This window comes from Corynebacterium hylobatis, assembly GCF_003955685.1.
Classification (GTDB): Bacteria; Actinomycetota; Actinomycetes; order Mycobacteriales; family Mycobacteriaceae; genus Corynebacterium; species Corynebacterium hylobatis.
Genome location: NZ_RXHJ01000001.1, coordinates 171,366 through 191,583 on the forward strand (window position 1 = coordinate 171,366; position 20,218 = coordinate 191,583).

Genomic DNA, 20,218 nt, shown 5'->3' on the forward strand with positions numbered 1-20,218 from the left:
GGTCACGGGCAGCGTGTCAGCACCTTCGTCATGGCGTCGTGCTCGGCGCGGGTGACCCAGAGTCCGTAGGTGACCTTGACCTCAATCTGGCGGGCGATGTAGTCGCAGCGGTAGTCCTGGTTGGGTGGGAGCCAGGTGGCGGCGTCGGCGGCGCCCTTCTGCCGGTTGAGGCCGGCGTCGACGGCCAGGAGGTTGAGCGGGTCGTTGGCGAAGTCCCGGCGGGTCTGTTCGTCCCAGGACTGGGCACCCTTGGCCCAGGCGTCAGCGAGCGGGACGACATGGTCGATGTCTACGAGCGCTCCCCTGCCCCGGACGAAGTTGATCGTCTCCCCGGAGAAAGGGTCCTCGAAGATGCCGGACTCGACGAGGCAGTCGCGGGTGCCGGGGCGGATGGCCACGTCGGCAAGGTCGCGCTGCAGGATGTCGTTGCGGGTGTCGCAGCCGTTGTTGCCGCCGGCAACGCGCACGTTGTCGGTCCAGGCGGAACCGAAGAGGTCGCGGTCGTAACCGGTCATGGGTGCACGGCCCTTGACCTCCAGGGTGGCGAGCTGTTCGCTGGCGGGGGTGGAGGGGGTGTCGATAAGCTCGAGGTCGATGAGGACCAGGGTGAGGATGCCCAGGAGGAGCGTGCCGAGCACACTGAAAACCTTTTTCATGACGGCGTCACTCTAGCAACCCCGGCGTTGACGTAGAGCATTCCCCCCGCTAAGGTTGTTGACATGACAACAGGGAATGACATCAAGGACGACTGGGCCGGCGACGCACAGAACGCCTCCCCCGACGGGGAGTTCGTGCGCGACACCAACTACATCAACGACCGCATCACCGCCGAGGCCCCTGCCGGGGAGCCGACCGAGCAGCCCGACGGCACCTTCCACTGGCCGGTCGAGGCCGGCCGCTACCGTCTCGTCGCCGCCCGCGCCTGCCCCTGGGCACACCGCGCCGTCATCGTTCGCCGCCTCATGGGTCTCGAGGACGTCATCTCCCTGGGCCTGACCGGCCCCACCCACGACAACCGCTCCTGGACCTTCGATCTCGACCCGGGTGAGGTTGACCCGGTCCTGGAGATCCCCCGACTGCAGGGGGCCTACCTCAACCGCTTCCCCGACTATCCGCGCGGCATCACGGTGCCGGCGATCGTCGAGGAGTCCTCGCGGAAGGTCGTCACCAACGACTACCCCTCCCTCGTGCGCGACATGATCACCCAGTGGCGTGAGCACCACCGCGCGGGCGCCCCCGACCTGTGGCCGGCCGAGCACGTCGAGGAGATGGAGGAACTCAACGAATGGCTGTTCACCGAGGTCAACAACGGTGTCTACCGCTGCGGCTTCGCCGGCTCCCAGGATGCCTACGACGCGGCCTATGACCGGTTGTGGGCGGCACTCGACAAGCTCGAGGAGCGCCTGTCCACCCGCCGCTACCTCGTCGGCGACCACATCACGGAGACGGACATCCGCCTGTTCACCACCCTGGTGCGCCACGACCCCGTTTACCACGGCCACTTCAAGACCGCGCGCAACAAGATCACCGAGATGCCCAACCTGTGGGGCTACCTGCGCGAACTCTTCCAGCTGCCCGGATTCGGCGACACCACCGACTTCACCGAGATCAAGCAGCACTATTACATCGTCCACACCGAGATCAACCCCACCCGGATTGTGCCGAAGGGCCCGGACCTGTCCGGCTTCGCCACCCCGCACGGCCGCGAGGCGCTCGGCGGGCAGCCCTTCGCCGAGGGCACGACCCTGCCCGGCGCCATGCCGGCCGGTGAAGAACTGAAGAACCCGGAGCCCTTCCAGGCCTAACCCAGCCGGGACGCCGCAGCCGCGACACTGGCGGTGAGGCGTTCCAGCAGCTCGGATTCCAGGCGCCAGCGTTGCCAGTGAAGGGGGACCTGGAGGACGGTGGCGTCGAGAAGCGCGAGTTCACCGGATTCCAGGAGCGGCCCGGCCTGCAGCTCCGGGATCAGCGACCAGCCCAGCCCCACGCGCGTGGCCTCGAGGAAACCCTCCGAGGAGGGGATCTGGGACACCGCCCGGTGGCGGCGCACGGAATCGTCGAGCCGGCCCTCCAGGTCCGAGTCCTGCAGCGCGTCATTGGGGCCGAAACGCAGCGCCGGCATGGTCGCCCAGTCCAGCACGCCGCCGCGGGTGTGGGCGTCGCGCAGGGCGGGGGTGGCCACCGCGCGGTAGCGCATGATCCCCAGGGGCGTGGAATCGCATCCGGAGACCGGCGTGGCCTCCCGTGTGATGGCACCCAGCACATCACCGCGGCGCAGCAGGGAGAGGGTGTGGGCCTCATCCTCGACGTGCAGCCGCAGGGTGGCGGCCTCGAAACCGGCGACGTCGGCGAGCACGGGGCGGAACCACGTCGCCAGGGAATCGGCGTTGACCGCCACGGACAGCGGTACCCGCTCCAGGCGGCCCTGCAGCCGGGACCGGGTCTCCGCCTGGAGCAGCGCCATGCGGCGGGCGGCCTGCACGAGGACCTGGCCGGCCTCCGTCGCGCTCGCCGGACTGGTGCGGCGCACGAGCACGCGCCCGGTCTCCTTCTCCAGCGCCTTGATGCGCTGGCTGACGGCGGAGGGTGAGACGCCGAGCACGGCGGCGGCGATCTCGAAGCTGCCTTCATCGACGATGGCGAGCAGGGTCTCCAGGTGCACCGGGTTCATGAAGCAATTCTAAACCAACCTGAGGAAATGTAACTGGTCTTCATCACTGCGCCGGGAGAAACTGTCAGACATGTCGATCGTGCTCGCCGGGCTGCTGCTCGGATTCTCCCTCATCGTGGCCATCGGGCCGCAGAACCTGCTGCTCATCCGCCAGGGCGCACGCCGCGAACACGTCACCGCCATCATCGCGGTGTGCCTGCTCTCCGACGTGCTGCTCTTCGGCCTGGGCACCCTGGGCGTGGGCGTGCTCATCGACCGCGCTCCCCTGCTGCTCACCGCCCTCAAATGGGCCGGCGTGGCCTACCTCGCATGGTTCGCGCTGGTCGCGCTCATCGACGCCCTCCGTCCCCCACGCCCCACCGTCATCGTCGAGGAGGAGCCGCCGACAACCGGCGGCGGTGTCGCGCTGGCCACGCGGGTGCGCGCCCATGCCCCGGTGGCGACCGCGGTCGTCGTCACGTGGCTGAACCCCTCCGCCTACCTCGACTCGCTGGTCATGATCGGCGGGCTGGCCAACCAGTACGGCGACACCGGCCGCTGGCTGTTCACCGGCGGCGCGCTGCTGGCCAGTCTCATCTGGTTCCCGCTCATCGGCTACGGGGCCGGACTGCTCTCCGGCCCCCTGTCCAGCCCGCGGGTCTGGCGGGTGCTCAACATCATCATCGCCGTGGTGCTCGCCGGGCTGACCTGGCGGCTGGCCACGGGTTAGTCGGCAATTAACCTGCCGGAGTCAGTACGGGTATCTTCCAGGCGCCGTCAAGGATTTCCTGACGTGGCCGGTAGAGACGAATGAGGAAATTCCACCCTTCAGGGGTCAGAATTGTATTGGGTGTGCCCTCGGGGAAGTCGCCGAAGCGCACCGTGACCGATCCGTCAGCATTCGGGGTGGCCGTGATGTTGTTGACGGTGTAGGAATCGGCAGTGTTCGGTTCGAAATAGCCTGCCTGGTTGTATACGGAAACAGACCAGAATCCGTCGACGGGCACATCCACGAAGGTCAGTTCGTATCTGCCTCCCGCCACGGCCGGATTCACCCCCACGTAGGAAGCTTCGTTACTGGGAAGTCCGCCCCAACCGGCTGCAGTACCGATCAGGTGACGCACCGGGTCAACCATGTCCTTCCGTCCGAACATACCCTCGAAACCGCTCATCTCAGCAGCGAGGGCCAGCAGAGCATCGCGCGTTGCGTCGAAACTCTTCGCGTCGTAATCCGGATACGTGAATGGTGTGGCCGACCGTGCGTTCAGGCTGATCTGATCCTGGAGGGCGGTGACCTCCGCGATATCCGTTGGATCGGCGGGATCAGCCAGGATGCGGACGGCGATCACGACATACGGTGAGTCGAACAGCTCCGTGGTCAACTCATAGTCGCCGGCATCGTGATATATGGCGTTGATGAAATGGTCCTGATTCACCACCATGGCGGAGAGATAACGCTCGCCGGACTCAGGAAGGGTCAACGTGGCCCCGGCACTGATGTCCACGACCGCGAAACTGTACAGGGTGTCGCGATTGAGCCGGACCACCGTCTGTCGATCGATCGCGGCAGGTTCACGGTTGTGCAGGAAAAGATTCACTCCACCGGCATCGCGACTCAGGTCGTGTATCATTCGATCGGTTTCGGCCCGAACAAAGTTATCCGCATTCACATGTATCGACATTGATTGCCCCCTTGGACGTCAATGTGAACAGTATCACAAATAACCTTGTCTCCGAGCCGCGATCAAAACCTCTAGTCGGCGTGGCGTCGTGAAGCGGTGGCGTTGGCCCAGATGTTGATGCCCGCGTCGCGCGCGACATCGTCGATGGCCTTGAGCTCCGCTGCCGAGAACTCCAGGTTGTCCAGGGCGTCGAGGTTCTCGTCGAGCTGGGCGACGCTCGAGGCGCCGATGATCGCGGAAGTGAGTGTCTGTTCCCCGAACTCCCCCTGCTGACGCAGCACCCACGCAATCGCCATCTGCGCCAGGGTCTGCTCGCGCTCCTGGGCGATGTCGTTGAGCCGGGAGATCATCTCCAGGTTCTCGGCACTGAGCATGTCACCGGACAGCGACTTGTCCGCCGCCGCCCGGGAATCGGCGGGCACACCACCCAGGTAGCGGTTGGTCAGCAGGCCCTGCGCCAGCGGGGAGAAAGCGATGGTGCCCACCCCAGCGTCGGCGGCGGCGGCCAGCAGCGAATCGCCGTCCTCGCCCGGCTCCTCCACCCAGCGGTTGACGATGGAGTAGCTCGGCTGGTTGATGATCAGCGGGCACCCCTCCTCCGCCATGAACTCCGCGGCCTCACTGGTCAGTTCGGGACCGTAGGAGGAGACACCCACGTAGAGGGCCTTTCCGGATGCGACGATGTCACGCAGCGCGTAGAGGGTCTCCTCCAGCGGGGTGTCCGGATCCGGACGGTGGTGGTAGAAGATGTCCACGTAGTCCAGGCCCATGCGCTCCAGCGACTGGTCGAGGGAGGCCATGAGGTATTTGCGGGAACCACCGAAACCGTAGGGGCCCTCCCACATGTCCCAGCCGGCCTTGGAGGAGATCACCAGCTCATCGCGGTGGGCGGCGAGATCCTGCTTCAGCAGACGGCCGAAGTTGCTCTCGGCGGAACCGTAGGGCGGGCCGTAGTTGTTGGCCAGGTCGAAGTGGGTGACACCGCGGTCGAAGGCCCGGCGCACGATGGCGCGCTGGGTCTCCAGGGGCTTGTCGTCACCGAAATTGTGCCACAGGCCCAGCGAGATGGCCGGCAGCTTCAGGCCGGAACGGCCCACCCGGCGGTAGGGCATGGTGGTGTAACGGTCGGGGGCGGGAACATAGACAGTCAACAGGAGACCTACTTCAGCTTCTCGGCGATGAGCTTGTTCACCTGGGCGGGGTCGGCCTTGCCGCGGGTCGCCTTCATCACGGCACCGACGATGGCACCGGTGACCTTGGTGTTTCCGGCACGGTACTTCTCCACGATGTCCGGGTTGGCGGCCAGGGCCTCGTCGACGGCGGCCTCGATGGCGCCGTCATCGCGCACGACCTCCAGACCACGGGCCGCGACAACCGCGTCGACGTCGCCCTCACCGGCCAGGACACCGTCGACGGCCTGGCGGGCCAGCTTGGTGGTCAGCTTGCCCTCCTTGACCAGGGCGACGACGCGGGCGACCTGAGCCGGGGTGATCGGCAGGTCAGCCAGCTCGGTTTCCTGCTCGCGGGCGGCCGCGGAGAGGTAGTTGACCCACCAGGCACGTGCCTCATCGGGGGTGGTGCCCTCCTCGACGGTGGCGAGGATCAGGTCGAGCGCACCGGCGTTGACCAGGTCGCGCATCTCGGCGTCGGCGATCCCCCACTCCTCCTGGATGCGGGCGCGGCGGATCCACGGCAGCTCCGGCAGGGTGGCGCGGATTTCCTCGACCCACTCCTTCGGGGCGAGCACCGGGGGCAGGTCCGGGTCGTTGAAGTAGCGGTAGTCCTCGGCGGACTCCTTCGGGCGTCCCTTGCGGGTGGAGCCGTCGAGCTCCTGGTAGTGGCGGGTCTCCTGGACGATCTCCTCGCCGTTGACGATGGCGGCAGCCTGGCGCATCATCTCGTAGCGCACGGCCTGCTCGACCGATTTCAGGGAGTTGATGTTCTTGGTCTCGGTGCGGGTACCGAACTCCTCCTGGCCGATCGGACGGAGGGAGAGGTTGGAGTCCACGCGCATGGACCCCTGGTCCATGCGGGCATCAGAGACACCGAGGGCGGCGACGAGCTCACGCAGCGCGGTGACATACGCGCGGGCGATCTCGGGAGCGCGCTCACCGGCCCCGATGATCGGCTTGGTCACAATCTCAATGAGCGGCACACCGGCGCGGTTGCAGTCCACCAGGGAGGCGGTGGCGCCGTGGATGCGGCCGGACTGGCCACCGACGTGAGTGAGTTTGCCGGTGTCCTCCTCCATGTGGGCGCGCTCGATGTCGATGCGCCACGGGGTGCCGTCGTCAAGGACGATGTCGAGGTAGCCGTCGTAGGCGATCGGCTCGTCGTACTGGGAGATCTGGTAGCCCTTGGGCTGGTCCGGGTAGAAGTAGTTCTTGCGGGCGAAGCGGGAGGACTCGGCGATGGAGCAGTTCAGCGCCAGGCCGATCTTGATGGCCCATTCGACGCCCTTGGCGTTGACCACCGGCAGGGCGCCGGGCAGGCCGAGGGAGACGGGGTCGACGTTGGAGTTGGGCTCGGCACCGAAGTGGGCGGAGCTGGTGGAGAACATCTTGGTCTCCGTGGCCAGTTCGACGTGGACCTCAAGGCCCATGACGGGGTCGAACTTCTCCAGGACCTCGTCAAAGTCCATCAACTCATGAATCGCGGCAGTCATGGCAGACAGTCTAGCGCGACCCGCGTCTAGGCTCGTCCCATGGGTCTTGACGTAAGCATCGTCCGCGGCGGCACCTCCCGCGCGGTCTTCGTGAACATGTCCGATCTCCCGGACACCGGGCGGGATGAACTGTGCCTGCAGCTCATCGGTTCCCCCGACCCCGTGGCTGTTGACGGCCTCGGCGGCGGCGTCTCCTCCAACTCCAAGGTGATGTTCGTCGGTCCCTCCGATTCCCCGGAGGTGGACCTGGACAGCCTCTTCGCCCAGGTGTCCCCGGATACGGCGGTCATCGACTGGTCGGGCAACTGCGGCAACATCTCCGCCGGCATCGCGGCTTATGCCCTCTCAGCCGGCCTGGTGGAGCGGCTGCCGGTGCGGGTCCGCAACCTCAACACCGGCGCCCTCTTCGAGCTTTCCGGCACCGACCCCCGGGAGCGTATCGACGTCCGCTTCCGCCGGCCCGGCGGTGAACAGACCGGCGAGATCTTTCCCCGCGGCCGGGTGTGTCACGTGGATGGGCTGGAGGCCACGCTCATCGACGTGACCAACCCGGTCGTCATCGTGCGGGCGGCGGACGTGACAGAGCCTTCCCTGGAACGGCTCGAACGACTCCGGGTCGCCGCCGGGGAGGCCATGGGGTTGGCCCCCTCCCCCGCCATCCCGCGGGTCGCGCTGGTGGAACCTGCCGACGGGCGGTTACGCGTCCGGATGACCTCGATGGGCAGGTTCCACCATGCGCTGCCGGCCACCGGCATCCTGGCCCTGGGTGCGGCGGTCGCGCTGGGTGGCACGGTCATCGACCTGCCCGCACAGCCGGAAGTCGTGCTGGAGCACCCCAGGGGTACGGCGACGGTCTCCGCGCTGGTGGACGGTGATCAGCTCGAGTGGGTGGCGCTCGCCCGCACTGCCCGGGTCATCATGACGGGGCGGGTCCATCTGCCCTGAGCTCGAGCAGCCGCTTCAGTACGTCAAGGTCCCGGCCCACCGCGGCGGCATCGGCGGCGAACTGTTCATCGTCCATCCCGAGCTGGCGCACGGTGAGCCGCACCCGGACCTCCCCTCTCTCCGCCTCCGCAAGGCCGGCGGCCTACAGGTGCAGGTTCTCCGGATCGGCGTGGATGATGCGGCTGACGTGGATACTCTTCACTGTTTCTCCTCCAGTCGCGCCCAGACCTCGGCATAGGACCGGGCCAGGGAATCGACCGTCTCGTGGGCGTTGAGGCCACTGGGATTGGGCACGACCCAGGTCTCCACCCCGCCGATCGGTTCCTCCTGCAGACCGACCTTCGCCTTCGGGTGGGAGAAGGCGGTGCGGTAGGCGCCGATACCGGCGATCATGATGACCTCGGGGCGGAAGCGGGCGGCCTTCTCCGCCAGCTCTGCTCCCCCGGCCCGGTACTCCTCCCGGCTGAGCTCAGCGGCCCCGGCGGTGGCGCGGGGGACGATGTTGGTGAAGCCGAGGCCGCGGCGGTTGAGCATGGCCTCGTCCTCGGTGGCGAGGCCGTGGCGGGCGTCGACAAGCCACTCGGTGATGCCGGCGGCGTGCAGCGCCGGCCAGAAACGGTTGCCGGGGCGGGCGAAGGGGGCGTCGACCTGCTCGGAGAGCAGCCCGGGGTTGATGCCGACGATGAGCAGCCGGCAGCCGGCGAGGTTGCGGTCGTGCACCTAGCCGAACATCGCCTGGGCGGTGACCCAGCGGTCCATCGGTACGGTCTTGAGTTCGCCCACGGCCTCCTGGAGCGGGATGTTGACGATGCGGTCCCCCTGCAGCGCCACAGTGGTGCCGAACTCGCCGCGGTGGGCCGAGCGGGTGGCGCGCACACCGTAGCGGGTGGCCAGGACACGGTCGAAGGCGGTCGGGGTGCCGCCGCGCTGGATGTGGCCCAGCACGGTGGTGCGGACGTCATGGCCGAGACGCTCGTGGATCTCGTCTGCGATCTGCTGGCCGATGCCGGTGAACGTCTCGTGGCCGAACTGGTCGACCCCTCCGGAACGCATCTCCATGGTGCCCTCCTTCGGGGAGGCACCCTCGGCGACGACGATGATGCCGTACTTCTCCCCCATCTGGAAGCGGCGCTCCATCTTCTTGCAGATCTCCGCGATGTCGAAGGGCACCTCCGGGATCACGGTGTAGTGCGCGCCGCCGGCCATGCCGGAATGCAGGGCGATCCAGCCGACGTGGCGACCCATGACCTCGACGATGAGGATGCGGTTGTGGGATTCTGCGGTGGTGTGCAGGCGGTCGACGGCGTCGGTGGCCACGGCCACGGCGGTGTCGAAGCCGAAGGTGTAGTCGGTGCCGTTGACGTCGTTGTCGATGGTCTTGGGCACACCCACCACCGGGATGCCGTTGTCGGCCAGCCATTTCGCGCCCTTGAGGGTGCCCTCGCCGCCGATGGGGATCAGCGCGTCGATCTGCGCATCCGCCAGGTTCGCCTTGATCTGGTCGATGCCCGCCTTGAACTTGTCCGGGTGCAGCCGGCCGGTGCCCAGGATCGTGCCACCCCGGAGGAGGATGCGGTCAATGTGCTCATCGTCGTAGAGGTCGACGCGGCGGTCCTCGAGCAGGCCCACCCAGCCGTCCTCGTACCCCACGACGGTGGAGCCGAACTCGGCGCTGGCGGTACGGACGATACCGCGGATGACGGCGTTGAGGCCGGGGCAGTCGCCGCCGGAGGTGAGGGTGGCAAGTCGCATGCGCCCCACTCTAGCCCGGCACCGGGTGATCGGCACGGAAGAACGCGACCGCCACCAGGCCCAGTCCCAGCACCGCCGCCGGCAGCAGCAGGGCGATCGCCAGGCCGGGTACGAAGCCCAACGACACGGCGCCGACCTGCATCGCGGCACCCACCCCCGCGGCACCCAGCACGGCGCCGGTCTGCCGGGCGGTGTTGTACACCCCGGAGGCCGCACCCATGTGGGCGATCTCCACCGAACGCATCGCGGTGGCGGAGTTCGGCGCCCACACCAGCGAGTTGCCGATGCCCATCAGGACGGCGGAGAAGAGGAAGAGGTTGACGGGGGCGTCGGTAAGCATGATCCAGGCGGTGAAGACCAGCGCGATGATCATGGTGGCGAAACCACCCACGGACAGCACGCGCGGGTGGATGCGGTCGGCCGCCGGACCGATCAACGGTGAGGCCACGCCCGCGACCACCGCCATGGGGATGATCATGAGACCCGCCTGCTGGGAGCTGAGCTCCCGGCCGTCCTGCAGCCACAGCATGATCGGCAGCATGATCGAGGAGACCGCGAAACCCATCGTCGCGATGGAGAAGGCCCCGATCGAGTAGTTGCGGTTGCGGAAGATCTCCAACGGCACGAGCGGTTCACTCCCCCGCGCCGTCGCCGTGGCCTGCAGGCGGACGAACAGCACCATCAGCAGGACGCCGGCCACCAGCAGACCAATCGACCAGGCCGGCCAACCCAGGCCGGGCCCCTGCTGCACCGCCACCACGACGGCGACCATGCCAAACAGGGAAACGATGACAGAGACCGGGTCGATGCGCCGGGCATAGGTGGGCAGCCGCGGCACCCACAGGCCCGCGAGGATGAAGGCGAGGATGCCGACGGGCAGGTGGACGAGGAAGACACCCCGCCAGCCCACCGCGCCGACGAGGAAACCGCCGAGCACCGGGCCGACGAGGCTGGCCACCGAACCGACCGCACCCCAGGCGCCGAGCGCCGAACCGCGTTTCTCCCGGGGAAAGACCCGGTTGATCACGCTCATTGTCTGCGGGGTGAGGATCGCCGCCCCCACGCCCTGGGCGGCCCGGGCCAGGATGAGCAGTTCGAGGGTGGGCGCGAGCATTGAGCCGAGGGCGGCGAGCGTGAATACGACCACGCCGATGCGGAAGAGGTTGCGCTGGCCGTAACGGTCACCCAACCGGCCGGTGAACAGCAGGGGCACCACCAGGCAGAGCAGGTAGATCGAGGTGACCCACACGACCTGGTCGAGACGGGCGTCGAAGGCCGCCATGATGCCGGGGGTGGCAACGGCGACGATGGTCTGGTCCAGCAGGATCATGAAGAAACCCAGGCACAGGGCGGCCAGGGCCCGCCAGGCCTGGGGTGCGGGTAGAACGGTGCTCACGGCGAGGACTCTATCCGGGCCGGGCGCAGAACCACCAGACCACGCAGGATCGCCCACACGGAGATGAGCACCCACGTCCCCGCCAGGGCAGCCGCCGTGGTGTAGATGGACACCCGTGTGAGCAGGCCGGCCGCCACCACCAGTCCGATGGGTGCGGAGAACTGACCGATGGCCATGAACACCGAGAACGCCCGGCCGCGCAGACGCTCCGGGGTCTCCTCGGTGATGAGCACCATCTGCAGCGGGCCGATGAGCCCGCCGCCGAGACCGGCGACGGCCATGCCGGCCAGCACCAGCCAGGAGTACTGCAGCGCGCCCATGAGCACGAAGCCCACCACGTAGAGCAGCATCGCCGTCACCCAGATGGTGCGGCGCCGGCCGGTGCCGAGCGTGGCCACCAGCGCCCCGGAGATCATCATGCCCACGGCGTAGGCGGACATCGACAGCCCCAGCATCAGCGGGGCGTCGATGGACTGGAAGTGGGCGGGCATGAGCACCGCCAGATAGGGGCTGACCAGGGCCGCGGAGATGAGCGTGACCGCGGCGAGCAGGCGGACGGGCGCAGGGCGGATCACCTCCGCCCAGGAGCGCAGGGCGCCGAGGTCCGGGGTGTCCACGGTGATCTCCTCCTGCGGTGCCGGAATCAGGCGCAGGAGGGTGGTCAGCGCGGCGGCGAGCAGGGAACAGCCGGCGGTGATCCACAGGACGTGCCCGATGGGCAGCGCCGACATGAGGAAACCAGCCAGGGCGGGGCCGAGCAACCAGGCGGTGCCGCCGATGGACTGGTTGATCCCGGCGATGAAGTCGAGGGAGCGGCCGGAGGTGCGTGCCACGTCACCGACAAGTGCGGAGCGGGCGGCCATGCCGGGAATGTCGCCGACCGCACCGATGATGCCCAGTGCAATGAACCACGCCAGGTTCAGTCCCACCAGCTGGTCGACGAGGATCACCCCCACGATGGAGAGGCCGGAGATGATGTCCGAGATGATCGACATGGGTTTGCGCCCCAGTGTGTCGATGAGGTGCCCGCCCAGGAAGGCGAAGGCCAGACTGGGCAGGGCGATCGCGGCGGCGACGAGGCCCGCCGCGGCCGGGTCGCCGGTGCGTTCGAGCACCAGCCAGGGCCACACGATGGTGGCCACCGCGTTGCCCAGCATCGACGTCGCCGCCGATGCCAGGTAGATCCACACCATTGCCGGATTCGGGTTCACGGGGAAAGCATATCTGTCCGTCTCACGTAGGCTGTCCGGCATGGCAATGATCGACATCAAGTCCCCTGAAAACGTCTCCACCGCGGCCGTCGTGTCGCTCGGTCTGCTCGGCGGGTGGCTCTCCGCCCGCGAGACCGGTGCCCGCCCCCTCGGCGGTGTGGTGCTGGCCGCGGCCGGTGGCTGGGCTGCCCGTTCCTGGCTGGCCAAGACCAACCCCGCGACCACGGCTGCCCTGACCGGGCTCTATGTCGGTGGCTTCGGCGCCTCGCACCCCCTGGCGAAGAAGATCGGCGCCTGGCCGGCCGTCGCCGTGGTCACCGCGGTGACCGCGGGTGCGGCCTACGCGCTGTCTGACGCGAAGTAGGCTAACGCGCCTCGGCGGCCTCGAGTTCGGCGTTGAACTCCTGCTTCGAGGCCTGCCACTGGTCCTCGGTCATTCCGATGCGCCAGTAACCGGAGATGGAGACATCCTCGCGCGCCACCCCGTTATCGACGAAGAGGAAGCGGCGCAGTTCCTTGATCATCTCCGCCACGCCGTGGACGAACCAGCTGGTGCGCTTCGCCGGGATCCCGGCGGAACGCACCGCGGCGGACAGTTTCGTGCCGTGGGTCGCGCCGTTGCGGGGCACCCAGTGCAGGCGGACGCCTGCCGGTTCCGGCATCTCAAAGGTGGAGGCGGCGTCCTCGATCTCGATGTAGACCTCCGCTGTGGCACCGGCAGGCAGCTTCTCGACGCCCGCCGCAATCGCCGGTGCCGCCGACTCGTCACCGGCGAAGAGGAAGTGCTCGTACCCCTCACCCGGGCCCCAGGCACCGCCCGGCCCCAGGAAGGCGACAGTTTCCCCCACCTCGGCCCGCTGCGCCCACGGGCCGGCCAGTCCCTCGGAGCCGTGGGTGACGAAGTCGACGTCGAAACGCCCCGTCTCCGTGTTGATGCGGCGGAAGGTGTATGTGCGGGTGACCGGCCGCGGCTCGTCCTCACCTCCGAAGATCAGCTTGATGTAGTGGTCGGTGTGGGGAAGGTCCACACCGACCAGTCCGGGGGAGTCGAAGCTGATACGGACCAGTTCGTCGGTGAGTCGTCGAACATTGGTGACGGTGGCGGTCCGCTTCTCGCGCTTTTTGCGGGTGGGGGTTGTCATGGGCGGTCTCCTGTTTCTACTTAGGATTACCTAAGCTACCAGGATTTGCCTCAACCGGCACGTCGCACATCCGGGGTGGTGGGCGAATGCGGCTCCTCCGCCCGGGCGATCAGTGCCCGCAGATCACTGACCGAGACGGTCGCGTCATCGCTGACATGGTCAGCCACGGCGTTGCCGATGATCCGGCGGATCACCGCACCCGTGGTCTCCTTCCGCTCCCGGGCGAGTCCGCGCAGGATGTTCAGTGTGCTGACCGGGAGCCGGACCGTGAAGGTGTCCATGGCCTCGCCGGTCCGCAGGTGGGTGACCGTGTCGTCGGCGCCGATCCCGTCGTGCGGTTCGGTGTGCTCGTGGTACTGGGTGAAGTCGGTGCTCATTGTCCTGATCCCTCTCTGCGACGGCCCACCCAGGATCTGTCCCATATTTTCCCTGATCAGGCCATATTTTCTGGTGTACACATATCGTATGACGCCAGCATGCGGGAAAGCTAGGGCCGTGACGGGAAGGTTACGGCAAAGAGACCGCGCCGCCCTTCAGTTCTTCCGGCGGTGCACCCGCCAGCGCTCATGCAGGTTGCCGATCACCGTCATCACTAGACCGACGGCGAAGGCGGCGAAGACCGTGCCCTCCCGCACACCGTGGAGGCCTCCCATGAGCACCAGGGAGAGCAGCGCGGAGATCGCGACGAGGCTCCAGTCGAAGATCATCTTCACCTTGCTGAAGGGCGCCCGGGTGATGATCGTGATCGCCGTGACCAGCCCCTCCGGCGGGGTGTAGGTCAGCCGGGGCCATACCTCCAGGTAGACACCGAGGGCGACGACGACGGCACCGACCACCGTCCACACCCACTGCATCGCGTAGTTGGCGGGCTCGAGCCACCAGGTGACGGCCATGCTCAGGTCGACGAACCAGCCGAAGAGGAAGGTCACCGGCAGCTGCAGCAGCTGGACGGGCGGGAAACGGCGGCGCAGGAGGAGGATCTCAATCGCAAGGACCACCAGGCAGAACAGCACCACCCAGGTGCCGACAGTGAGCCCGGTGGCCAGTGAGAGAACCGTCGGGAGGGAACTGATCGGTGCGGTGCCGAGTGCCGCCCGCACCGTCACCGCCACGCCCAGGGACATGAGGAAGAGACCGAGCGTGAAGATCAACGCCCGGCGCAGCTGATGGAGGATCACCGGTCCATCACGCCGGTACAGAAATCAGGGAAAGGAAAGTACATATCCCTGACACTGTATCAACGCAGGTTCTACCCTACTTCCGGCCTGCCTCGTAGGCGGCGCCCACGCGGTAGAGACGGTCGTCGGCGAAGGCGGGGGCCATGATCTGCAGACCCACCGGCAGACCGGTGTCCGCGGCGAAACCGGCGGGCACGGACATACCGCAGAGGCCGGCCAGGTTCAGCGGCAGGGTGCACAGGTCGAAGTTGTACATCTCAACGGGGTCGGCGACCTTCTCGCCCAGCTTGAAGGCGGTGGTCGGCGTCGTCGGGGTGACCAGGACGTCGACCTGCTCGAAGGCGCGGGCGAAGTCCTGCGCGATGAGGGTGCGCACGCGCTGGGCCTGCACGTAGTAGGCGTCGAAGTAGCCCACGGACAGTGCGTAGGTGCCCAGGATGATGCGGCGCTTGACCTCCGGGCCGAAGCCGGCGGCGCGGGTCAGGGCCATGACCTCGTCCGCGGAGCGGGTGCCGTCGTCACCGACGCGCATGCCGTAGCGCATGCCGTCGAGGCGCGCCAGGTTGGAGGAGACCTCGCAGGGCATGATCAGGTAGTAGGCGGCCAGCGCGTCGTCGAAACGCGGGCAGTCGACCTCGATGATCTCCGCGCCCTGGGCGGTGAGCTGATCCAGGGAGGCGCGGTAGGACTCGAGGACGCCGGGCTGGAAGCCCTCGCGGTTGAACTGCTTGACCACACCGACCTTGAGCCCCTTGAGGTCGCCGGAGGCACCCTCGCGGGCGGCGTCGACGACGCTGACCAGCGGGCGGTTGACGGTGGTGGCGTCGAAGGGGTCGTGGCCGGCGATGACCTCGTGGAGCAGCGCGGCGTCGAGAACCGTGCGTGCGCCGGGGCCGGCCTGCTCCAGGGAGGAGGCGGCGGCGACGAAGCCGTAGCGGGAGACGGTGCCGTAGGTCGGCTTCACACCGACGGTGTTGGTCAGCGCGGCCGGCTGGCGGATGGAACCACCGGTGTCCGTGCCGATCGCCAGGGGGGCCTGACCGGCGGCGATCGCCGCGGCGGAACCGCCACCGGAGCCACCCGGGGTGCGCTCCAGGTCATAGGGGTTGCGGGTCGGGCCGTAGGCGGAGTTCTCCGTGGAGGAACCCATGGCCAGCTCATCGAGGTTGGTCTTGCCCAGGATCGGGATGCCGGCTTCACGGATCTTGCGGGTCACGGTCGCGTCATAGGGACTGATCCAGCCCTCGAGGATCTTCGAGGCGCCGGTGGTGGGGGCGTCGGTGGTGACGATGACGTCCTTGAGTGCCAGCGGCACGCCGGCCAGCGGGGAGGCGGGGGCCTCGCCGGCGTCGAGACGCTTATCGACGTCCTCCGCCGCCGCCAGCGCAGCCTCCGCGCCGACGTGCAGGAAGGCATTGAGCTCGCCGTCGGTCTCCGTGATGCGGTCGAGGTGGGCCTGGGTCACCTCCCGCGAGGAGACCTCACGGGAGTGGATCTTCTCCGCCAGCTCAGCAGCGGTCAGAGAGGTCAGCCCGGAATCGGGCAGGGTGTATGTGGTCATGTCGGTGTCTACTCCTCACCCAGGATCTGCGGAACCATGAAACGGCCGTCCTCCACTGCCGGGGCCTGGTCAAGGGCCTGCTCGGCGGTCAGGGTGGGCACCACGATGTCGTCACGCATGGCGGTCGAGATCGAGTGCGGATGGCTCATCGGCTCAACCCCCTCGGTATCGACCTTCTGCACGGCGGAGACAGCGTCGACGATATCGTCGATCTGCTCCGCGAAGAGCTGGAGCTCCTCCTCGCTCAATGCGAGACGGGACAACATGGCGAGGTGGGCGACCTCATCACGCGAAATTTCGGACACGGGGACTACATCCTTCTACGCATCGTTAAATGAACCTGCCCCATGCTACTGCAGTCCCCCGGGGGAAACTTATCTGAGGTCCCTGCACAGCCAACATGCACCTTTATCTATGATGGAGTGACCCAGATTCATTTTCCTCCGGAAGGAAGTCCCCGTCACCATGTCTTTTCTCATCCGCGTCCTGCTCGCCGACATCCCCGGGAGCCTCGGACAGCTTGCGGAGGCGATCGGGCTGGTTGACGGCAACATCCATTCCGTCGACGTCGTCGAGGTCTTCCCCGACGGCACCGTCGTCGACGACATCGTCGTCTCCCTGCCCAAGGGTGTCATGGCCGACACCCTGATCACGGCAGCCGGCACCGTCGAGGGCGTGGAGGTCGACTCCATCCGCCCCTTCTCCGGGCGGGTCGACCGTCGCGGCCAGATCAAGATGCTCGCCGAGGTCGCCGCCCACGCCCGCAACATCCCGCGCGCCATGGACGAACTCGTCGCCGTCATCCCCCAGTCGATGACCGTGTCCTGGGCCGTCGTCCTCGACAACACACAGTCCGAATCCCTCATCACCCGCGTCGCTGCCTCCCAGGCCGCCCCCGAGGACGACGGCTCCTCCCCCGTCGACATCGACGTGGCGACCGCCCGCATCCTCAACCCCGAATCCGAGGAGTGGATCCCCGAGTCCTGGGGCCTGCTCGACTCCTCCCTGGCCGCCACCCCGCTGGGCCGGACCGGCATGGTGCTGGTCCTCGGGCGCACCGGCGGCCCCGATTTCCTGGCCACCGAGGTCGAACACCTCGGCCACATCGGCCGCATCGTCGGTGCGATCCTCAGCTGACAGGAGGTGGGGCATGCGCAACCTGCTTCTGCTGGCCGCACTGTTCCACGCCACCTGGTTCGGGTTCATCTCCTTCACCTGGACCATCAACCACCTGGTGGCGGCGGTCATCGGCATCATCGTCACCATCGCGGTCGGCCTGACCCTGCTCCTGCGGGAGGACCACCTCCCCCGGGTGATCGTGGCCAACATGGCCGGGCTGATCGCGCTCAGCGGCTGGGGTGGCTGGCTGGCCATCCAGCTGCTTGACGACGGCCCCGTCGTCCACCTCTACGCCCTCTACCTGCCGCTCGCCTCGGCCGTGGTCTTCGTTGTGGCGGCCTTCCTCAGCACTACTCCGGTGAACCGGTCTCCAGGAGCCTGACGAAGCCGGCCTCGTCGAGGATGGGCAGGCCCAGTTCGCGGGCCTTCGTCTCCTTGGATCCGGCATTCTCGCCGACGACGACGTAGTCGGTCTTCTTCGACACCGAACCCGAGGCCTTGCCGCCGCGGGAGAGGATGGCCTCCTTGGCCCCGTCGCGGCTGAAGTCCTCCAGGGAGCCGGTGACCACGATGGTCAGCCCCGACAGGGTCTGGGTGGCCAGCTCGCCACCGGCCTCCTCCATGGTCACCCCGGCCGCGGCCCAGCGGTCGACGAGCTGGCGGTGCCAGTCCACCTCGAACCAGGCGCGGAAGGACTCGGCGATGATCATGCCGACGCCGTCGGTCTCGGCGATGTCCTCGGCAGGCGCCTCGATGAGCGCGGGCAGGGAGCGGTAGCGGGTGGCCAGGGCGCGGGCGGCGGTGGGGCCGACGTGGCGGATGGACAGGGCGACGATCACCCGCCACAGGTCGGTGTTCCGCGCCTCCGCCAGGTTGGCCAGCAGCTTCTCACCGGAGGCGTTCACCTTGCCGGTCTTGGTGGTGTAGACCTTCGAGGCGAGCAGCTTCTCGGCGGTCAGGTCGAAGAGCTCGGATTCGTCGGTGAGGATGCCGGTGCGGATGAGGTCCTTCGCGCCCTTCTCCCCCAGCGCCTCAATGTCGAATCCGCCGCGTCCGGCCAGATAGGTCAGGCGCGAGGACAGCTGCGCCGGGCAGGAGCGGGTGTTGGGGCAGCGCCAGTCGACGTCGCCTTCCTTCTGCGGGGCCAGGCGGGTGCCGCAGGAGGGGCACAGCGTGGGGAAGATGAACTCGCGTTCGGTGCCGTCGCGGCGTTCCACCACGGGGCCGAGGACCTCGGGGATGATCTCGCCGGCCTTGCGGATGACCACCGTGTCGCCGATGAGCACGCCCTTACGGGTCACCTCGGTCTGGTTGTGCAGGGTGGCCAGGGAGACGGTGGAGCCGGCGACGAAGACGGGCGTCATCACCGCGAAGGGGGTGACGCGGCCGGTGCGGCCGACGCCGACCTGGATGTCCATCAGCTTCGTGGTCACCTCCTCCGGCGGGTATTTGAAGGCCACCGCCCAGCGCGGGGCGCGTGAGGTCGCTCCGAGGGCGCGCTGCTCGGCGTAGGAGTCGACCTTGACCACCACGCCGTCCATCTCGTGGTCGGCGTCGTGGCGGTGCTCCGCCCAGTAGCGGACCCGGTCGATGACCTCATCGGCTGAGTGGACCAGCTCAGTGTGGGGGCTGACGGGCAGCCCCCAGGCGGCCAGGGCCCGGTAGGCCTCGTGCTGGGAGTCCGGGCTGAAACCCGCGCGGGCGCCGATGCCGTGGGAGATCATCCGCAGGCGGCGCTTGCGCACGTCCTCGGGGTTCTTCTGCCGCAGGGAACCGGCGGCGGCGTTGCGGGGGTTGGCGAAGGGCTTGCCGCCCTCCGCCTGACGGAGCTCGTTGACCTCGTCGAAGTCCTGCAGGGCGATGAAAACCTCGCCGCGGACCTCCAGCAGGTCGGGCACGGGGAATTCACCGGTGCCGCTGAGCTCTTGGGGGATGTCGTCGATGACGCGCGCGTTGGCGGTGACGTCCTCGCCGACGCGGCCGTCGCCACGCGTGGCGGCGCGCTCCAGGCGGCCGTCGCGATAGACCAGGGCGAGGGACAGGCCGTCGACCTTCAGCTCCGTGAGGTAGCTCCCGCTCGGTGTGCGGTTGAGCCAGTCGAGGAGTTCATCCTCGTCGAAGGCGTTGTCCAGACTCATCATCCGCTCGAGGTGCTCGACGTTGTCGAAGGTGGAGGTGGCGGCCGCGGGGGCGCCGACCTCCATCGTCGGGCTCTCCGGGACGGCGAGTTCGGGGTGTTCCTCCTCCAGCTGCTGCAATCGACGGAAGAGCTCATCGAAGTCGGCGTCGGGGATCTCGGGCCGCGCGTTGTAGTAGAGGTCCCGGTGGCGACGCACCTCCTCGGCCAGCTCATTCCACTGTCGGTGCAGATCAGGGTCGATATCGGTCACAGGCTCAGTCACGGGGTCGATTCTAGACGTTGCGGATGATTCTGTTATTCCGTAATTTTGGAATTATGGATCAGACCACAGCGCTCGAGCGCCGCCTCCGCTCCATCGAGGCGCGTCTCAGCGACCTCGAGTCCCCCGCCGCCGCGCACATCCCGGAACCCGGCGTCGAGGACTCCGTGCTCTTCGTCGGCGACGTCACCTACGGCGGGGGCCGACGCGCGCGGTACCACTGGCACCGCCCCGCCGGGGCCCTCACCGGTATGCCCTGGGACGAGAACCTCGAACGTCTCGCCGCCCTCGCCCACCCCCTGCGCGGGGCCATCCTGCGGCGGCTGTTCCAGTCCCCCGCCACCGCCGCCGAACTCGTCGAGGAGGACATCGTCGGCTCCACCGGCGCCGCTTACCACCACCTCGGCGCCCTGCACTCCGGCGGCTGGATCACCCGCGAACCAGGGGGCAGGCACTCCCTGCGCACCGCCCGGGTGATCCCGCTGCTCAGCATCATCGCCGCCACCGAGGAACACTAG

The 20,218-nt window shown here is 67.9% G+C and carries 22 protein-coding genes; 7 read left to right on the forward strand and 15 right to left on the reverse strand.

Annotated features, from left to right (window positions below):
• Nucleotides 1–2 precede the first annotated feature (2 nt).
• Nucleotides 3–656 (reverse strand): HNH endonuclease family protein, encoded by a 654-nt coding sequence (locus EAH68_RS00750; protein ID WP_126119404.1) that lies wholly within the window; start codon nucleotides 654–656, stop codon nucleotides 3–5.
• 63 nt (nucleotides 657–719) lie between these two features.
• Here EAH68_RS00750 and EAH68_RS00755 point away from each other — a divergent pair, with 63 nt between their 5' ends.
• Nucleotides 720–1,805, forward strand: a complete 1,086-nt coding sequence (locus tag EAH68_RS00755) for a glutathione S-transferase family protein (RefSeq protein WP_126119405.1) — start codon at nucleotides 720–722, stop codon at nucleotides 1,803–1,805.
• Here the strand turns inward: EAH68_RS00755 and EAH68_RS00760 are convergent.
• Nucleotides 1,802–2,671 carry a LysR family transcriptional regulator ArgP gene (locus EAH68_RS00760; RefSeq protein ID WP_126119406.1) on the reverse strand — a complete coding sequence of 290 codons (870 nt, stop codon included), beginning with the start codon at nucleotides 2,669–2,671 and terminating at the stop codon, nucleotides 1,802–1,804. The genes EAH68_RS00755 and EAH68_RS00760 overlap by 4 nt on opposite strands.
• Nucleotides 2,672–2,741: 70 nt before the next feature.
• On the opposite strand from EAH68_RS00760, the gene EAH68_RS00765 reads away from it, so the two are divergent.
• Nucleotides 2,742–3,380 (forward strand): LysE/ArgO family amino acid transporter, encoded by a 639-nt coding sequence (locus EAH68_RS00765; protein WP_126119407.1) that lies wholly within the window; start codon nucleotides 2,742–2,744, stop codon nucleotides 3,378–3,380.
• A 7-nt stretch (nucleotides 3,381–3,387) separates the two neighbouring features.
• On the opposite strand, the gene EAH68_RS00770 is transcribed toward EAH68_RS00765, so the two are convergent.
• The 3 genes from EAH68_RS00770 to gatB all read right to left on the reverse strand — a co-directional run bounded on the left by EAH68_RS00770 (nucleotide 3,388) and on the right by gatB (nucleotide 6,997).
• Entirely contained in the window at nucleotides 3,388–4,332 is a 945-nt protein-coding gene (locus EAH68_RS00770) for a DUF1214 domain-containing protein (protein ID WP_126119408.1), read from the reverse strand.
• 71 nt (nucleotides 4,333–4,403) lie between these two features.
• Nucleotides 4,404–5,483, reverse strand: a complete 1,080-nt coding sequence (mgrA, locus tag EAH68_RS00775) for an L-glyceraldehyde 3-phosphate reductase (RefSeq protein WP_126119409.1) — start codon at nucleotides 5,481–5,483, stop codon at nucleotides 4,404–4,406.
• Between the two features lie 8 nt (nucleotides 5,484–5,491).
• Nucleotides 5,492–6,997: an Asp-tRNA(Asn)/Glu-tRNA(Gln) amidotransferase subunit GatB gene (gene gatB, locus EAH68_RS00780; RefSeq protein ID WP_126119410.1), complete on the reverse strand. Its 1,506-nt coding sequence runs from the start codon at nucleotides 6,995–6,997 to the stop codon at nucleotides 5,492–5,494.
• Nucleotides 6,998–7,036: 39 nt separating this feature from the next.
• Between gatB and EAH68_RS00785 the strand changes: the two genes are divergently transcribed.
• On the forward strand, nucleotides 7,037–7,942 hold the full coding sequence (locus EAH68_RS00785; RefSeq protein WP_126119411.1) for a PrpF domain-containing protein: 906 nt from the start codon (nucleotides 7,037–7,039) through the stop codon (nucleotides 7,940–7,942).
• 198 nt (nucleotides 7,943–8,140) lie between these two features.
• Here EAH68_RS00785 and EAH68_RS00790 read toward each other — a convergent pair whose 3' ends face one another.
• From EAH68_RS00790 to EAH68_RS00805, 4 genes are read right to left on the reverse strand one after another with little or no spacing between them, the layout of a single operon-like run.
• Nucleotides 8,141–8,662 carry a mismatch-specific DNA-glycosylase gene (locus tag EAH68_RS00790; protein ID WP_126119412.1) on the reverse strand — a complete coding sequence of 174 codons (522 nt, stop codon included), beginning with the start codon at nucleotides 8,660–8,662 and terminating at the stop codon, nucleotides 8,141–8,143.
• The gene (locus EAH68_RS00795) at nucleotides 8,663–9,694 is read right to left on the reverse strand and encodes a 6-phosphofructokinase (protein ID WP_126119413.1); all 1,032 of its coding nucleotides are present in this window, start codon (nucleotides 9,692–9,694) and stop codon (nucleotides 8,663–8,665) included.
• A gap of 10 nt (nucleotides 9,695–9,704) precedes the next feature.
• Entirely contained in the window at nucleotides 9,705–11,090 is a 1,386-nt protein-coding gene (locus EAH68_RS00800) for a DHA2 family efflux MFS transporter permease subunit (protein ID WP_241228222.1), read from the reverse strand.
• Nucleotides 11,087–12,301, reverse strand: coding sequence for an MFS transporter (locus EAH68_RS00805; RefSeq protein ID WP_241228223.1), 1,215 nt, complete (start codon nucleotides 12,299–12,301; stop codon nucleotides 11,087–11,089). The genes EAH68_RS00800 and EAH68_RS00805 overlap by 4 nt, the downstream gene beginning before the upstream one ends.
• Nucleotides 12,302–12,341: 40 nt before the next feature.
• Here EAH68_RS00805 and EAH68_RS00810 point away from each other — a divergent pair, with 40 nt between their 5' ends.
• Nucleotides 12,342–12,665, forward strand: coding sequence for a hypothetical protein (locus tag EAH68_RS00810; RefSeq protein ID WP_126119414.1), 324 nt, complete (start codon nucleotides 12,342–12,344; stop codon nucleotides 12,663–12,665).
• A gap of 1 nt (nucleotide 12,666) precedes the next feature.
• Here EAH68_RS00810 and EAH68_RS00815 read toward each other — a convergent pair whose 3' ends face one another.
• The 5 genes from EAH68_RS00815 to gatC form a co-directional block, all read right to left on the reverse strand.
• Nucleotides 12,667–13,443 (reverse strand): siderophore-interacting protein, encoded by a 777-nt coding sequence (locus tag EAH68_RS00815; RefSeq protein WP_126119415.1) that lies wholly within the window; start codon nucleotides 13,441–13,443, stop codon nucleotides 12,667–12,669.
• Between the two features lie 50 nt (nucleotides 13,444–13,493).
• Nucleotides 13,494–13,820: a hypothetical protein gene (locus tag EAH68_RS00820; protein WP_126119416.1), complete on the reverse strand. Its 327-nt coding sequence runs from the start codon at nucleotides 13,818–13,820 to the stop codon at nucleotides 13,494–13,496.
• Between the two features lie 156 nt (nucleotides 13,821–13,976).
• Nucleotides 13,977–14,621 carry a YczE/YyaS/YitT family protein gene (locus tag EAH68_RS00825; protein WP_241228224.1) on the reverse strand — a complete coding sequence of 215 codons (645 nt, stop codon included), beginning with the start codon at nucleotides 14,619–14,621 and terminating at the stop codon, nucleotides 13,977–13,979.
• 76 nt (nucleotides 14,622–14,697) lie between these two features.
• Nucleotides 14,698–16,182 carry an Asp-tRNA(Asn)/Glu-tRNA(Gln) amidotransferase subunit GatA gene (gene gatA, locus EAH68_RS00830; RefSeq protein ID WP_126119418.1) on the reverse strand — a complete coding sequence of 495 codons (1,485 nt, stop codon included), beginning with the start codon at nucleotides 16,180–16,182 and terminating at the stop codon, nucleotides 14,698–14,700.
• 8 nt (nucleotides 16,183–16,190) lie between these two features.
• Nucleotides 16,191–16,487 (reverse strand): Asp-tRNA(Asn)/Glu-tRNA(Gln) amidotransferase subunit GatC, encoded by a 297-nt coding sequence (gene gatC / locus EAH68_RS00835; protein WP_126119419.1) that lies wholly within the window; start codon nucleotides 16,485–16,487, stop codon nucleotides 16,191–16,193.
• A 160-nt stretch (nucleotides 16,488–16,647) separates the two neighbouring features.
• On the opposite strand from gatC, the gene EAH68_RS00840 reads away from it, so the two are divergent.
• Together EAH68_RS00840 and EAH68_RS00845 are read left to right on the forward strand one after the other, a co-directional pair.
• Nucleotides 16,648–17,319, forward strand: coding sequence for an ACT domain-containing protein (locus EAH68_RS00840; protein ID WP_126119420.1), 672 nt, complete (start codon nucleotides 16,648–16,650; stop codon nucleotides 17,317–17,319).
• A 13-nt stretch (nucleotides 17,320–17,332) separates the two neighbouring features.
• A complete protein-coding gene (locus tag EAH68_RS00845; protein ID WP_126119421.1) occupies nucleotides 17,333–17,683 on the forward strand; it encodes a hypothetical protein in 351 nt (116 codons plus the stop codon).
• Here EAH68_RS00845 and ligA read toward each other — a convergent pair.
• Nucleotides 17,652–19,691 (reverse strand): NAD-dependent DNA ligase LigA, encoded by a 2,040-nt coding sequence (gene ligA, locus EAH68_RS00850; RefSeq protein ID WP_126119511.1) that lies wholly within the window; start codon nucleotides 19,689–19,691, stop codon nucleotides 17,652–17,654. The genes EAH68_RS00845 and ligA overlap by 32 nt on opposite strands.
• A gap of 65 nt (nucleotides 19,692–19,756) precedes the next feature.
• On the opposite strand from ligA, the gene EAH68_RS00855 reads away from it, so the two are divergent.
• Nucleotides 19,757–20,218: an ArsR/SmtB family transcription factor gene (locus EAH68_RS00855; RefSeq protein ID WP_126119422.1), complete on the forward strand. Its 462-nt coding sequence runs from the start codon at nucleotides 19,757–19,759 to the stop codon at nucleotides 20,216–20,218.

Excerpts from the sequence above, each read along its gene's own strand:
- EAH68_RS00840 (WP_126119420.1), top strand. The coding sequence starts at position 16,648 with ATGTCTTTTCTCATCCGCGTCCTGCTCGCCGACATCCCCGGGAGCCTC.
- EAH68_RS00750 (WP_126119404.1), bottom strand. The coding sequence starts at position 656 with ATGAAAAAGGTTTTCAGTGTGCTCGGCACGCTCCTCCTGGGCATCCTC.
- EAH68_RS00855 (WP_126119422.1), top strand. The coding sequence starts at position 19,757 with ATGGATCAGACCACAGCGCTCGAGCGCCGCCTCCGCTCCATCGAGGCG.
- EAH68_RS00795 (WP_126119413.1), bottom strand. The coding sequence starts at position 9,694 with ATGCGACTTGCCACCCTCACCTCCGGCGGCGACTGCCCCGGCCTCAAC.
- gatA (WP_126119418.1), bottom strand. The coding sequence starts at position 16,182 with ATGACCACATACACCCTGCCCGATTCCGGGCTGACCTCTCTGACCGCT.
- EAH68_RS00845 (WP_126119421.1), top strand. The coding sequence starts at position 17,333 with ATGCGCAACCTGCTTCTGCTGGCCGCACTGTTCCACGCCACCTGGTTC.
- EAH68_RS00810 (WP_126119414.1), top strand. The coding sequence starts at position 12,342 with ATGGCAATGATCGACATCAAGTCCCCTGAAAACGTCTCCACCGCGGCC.
- EAH68_RS00785 (WP_126119411.1), top strand. The coding sequence starts at position 7,037 with ATGGGTCTTGACGTAAGCATCGTCCGCGGCGGCACCTCCCGCGCGGTC.
- EAH68_RS00770 (WP_126119408.1), bottom strand. The coding sequence starts at position 4,332 with ATGTCGATACATGTGAATGCGGATAACTTTGTTCGGGCCGAAACCGAT.
- gatB (WP_126119410.1), bottom strand. The coding sequence starts at position 6,997 with ATGACTGCCGCGATTCATGAGTTGATGGACTTTGACGAGGTCCTGGAG.
- EAH68_RS00820 (WP_126119416.1), bottom strand. The coding sequence starts at position 13,820 with ATGAGCACCGACTTCACCCAGTACCACGAGCACACCGAACCGCACGAC.
- EAH68_RS00755 (WP_126119405.1), top strand. The coding sequence starts at position 720 with ATGACAACAGGGAATGACATCAAGGACGACTGGGCCGGCGACGCACAG.
- EAH68_RS00765 (WP_126119407.1), top strand. The coding sequence starts at position 2,742 with ATGTCGATCGTGCTCGCCGGGCTGCTGCTCGGATTCTCCCTCATCGTG.
- EAH68_RS00760 (WP_126119406.1), bottom strand. The coding sequence starts at position 2,671 with ATGAACCCGGTGCACCTGGAGACCCTGCTCGCCATCGTCGATGAAGGC.
- EAH68_RS00815 (WP_126119415.1), bottom strand. The coding sequence starts at position 13,443 with ATGACAACCCCCACCCGCAAAAAGCGCGAGAAGCGGACCGCCACCGTC.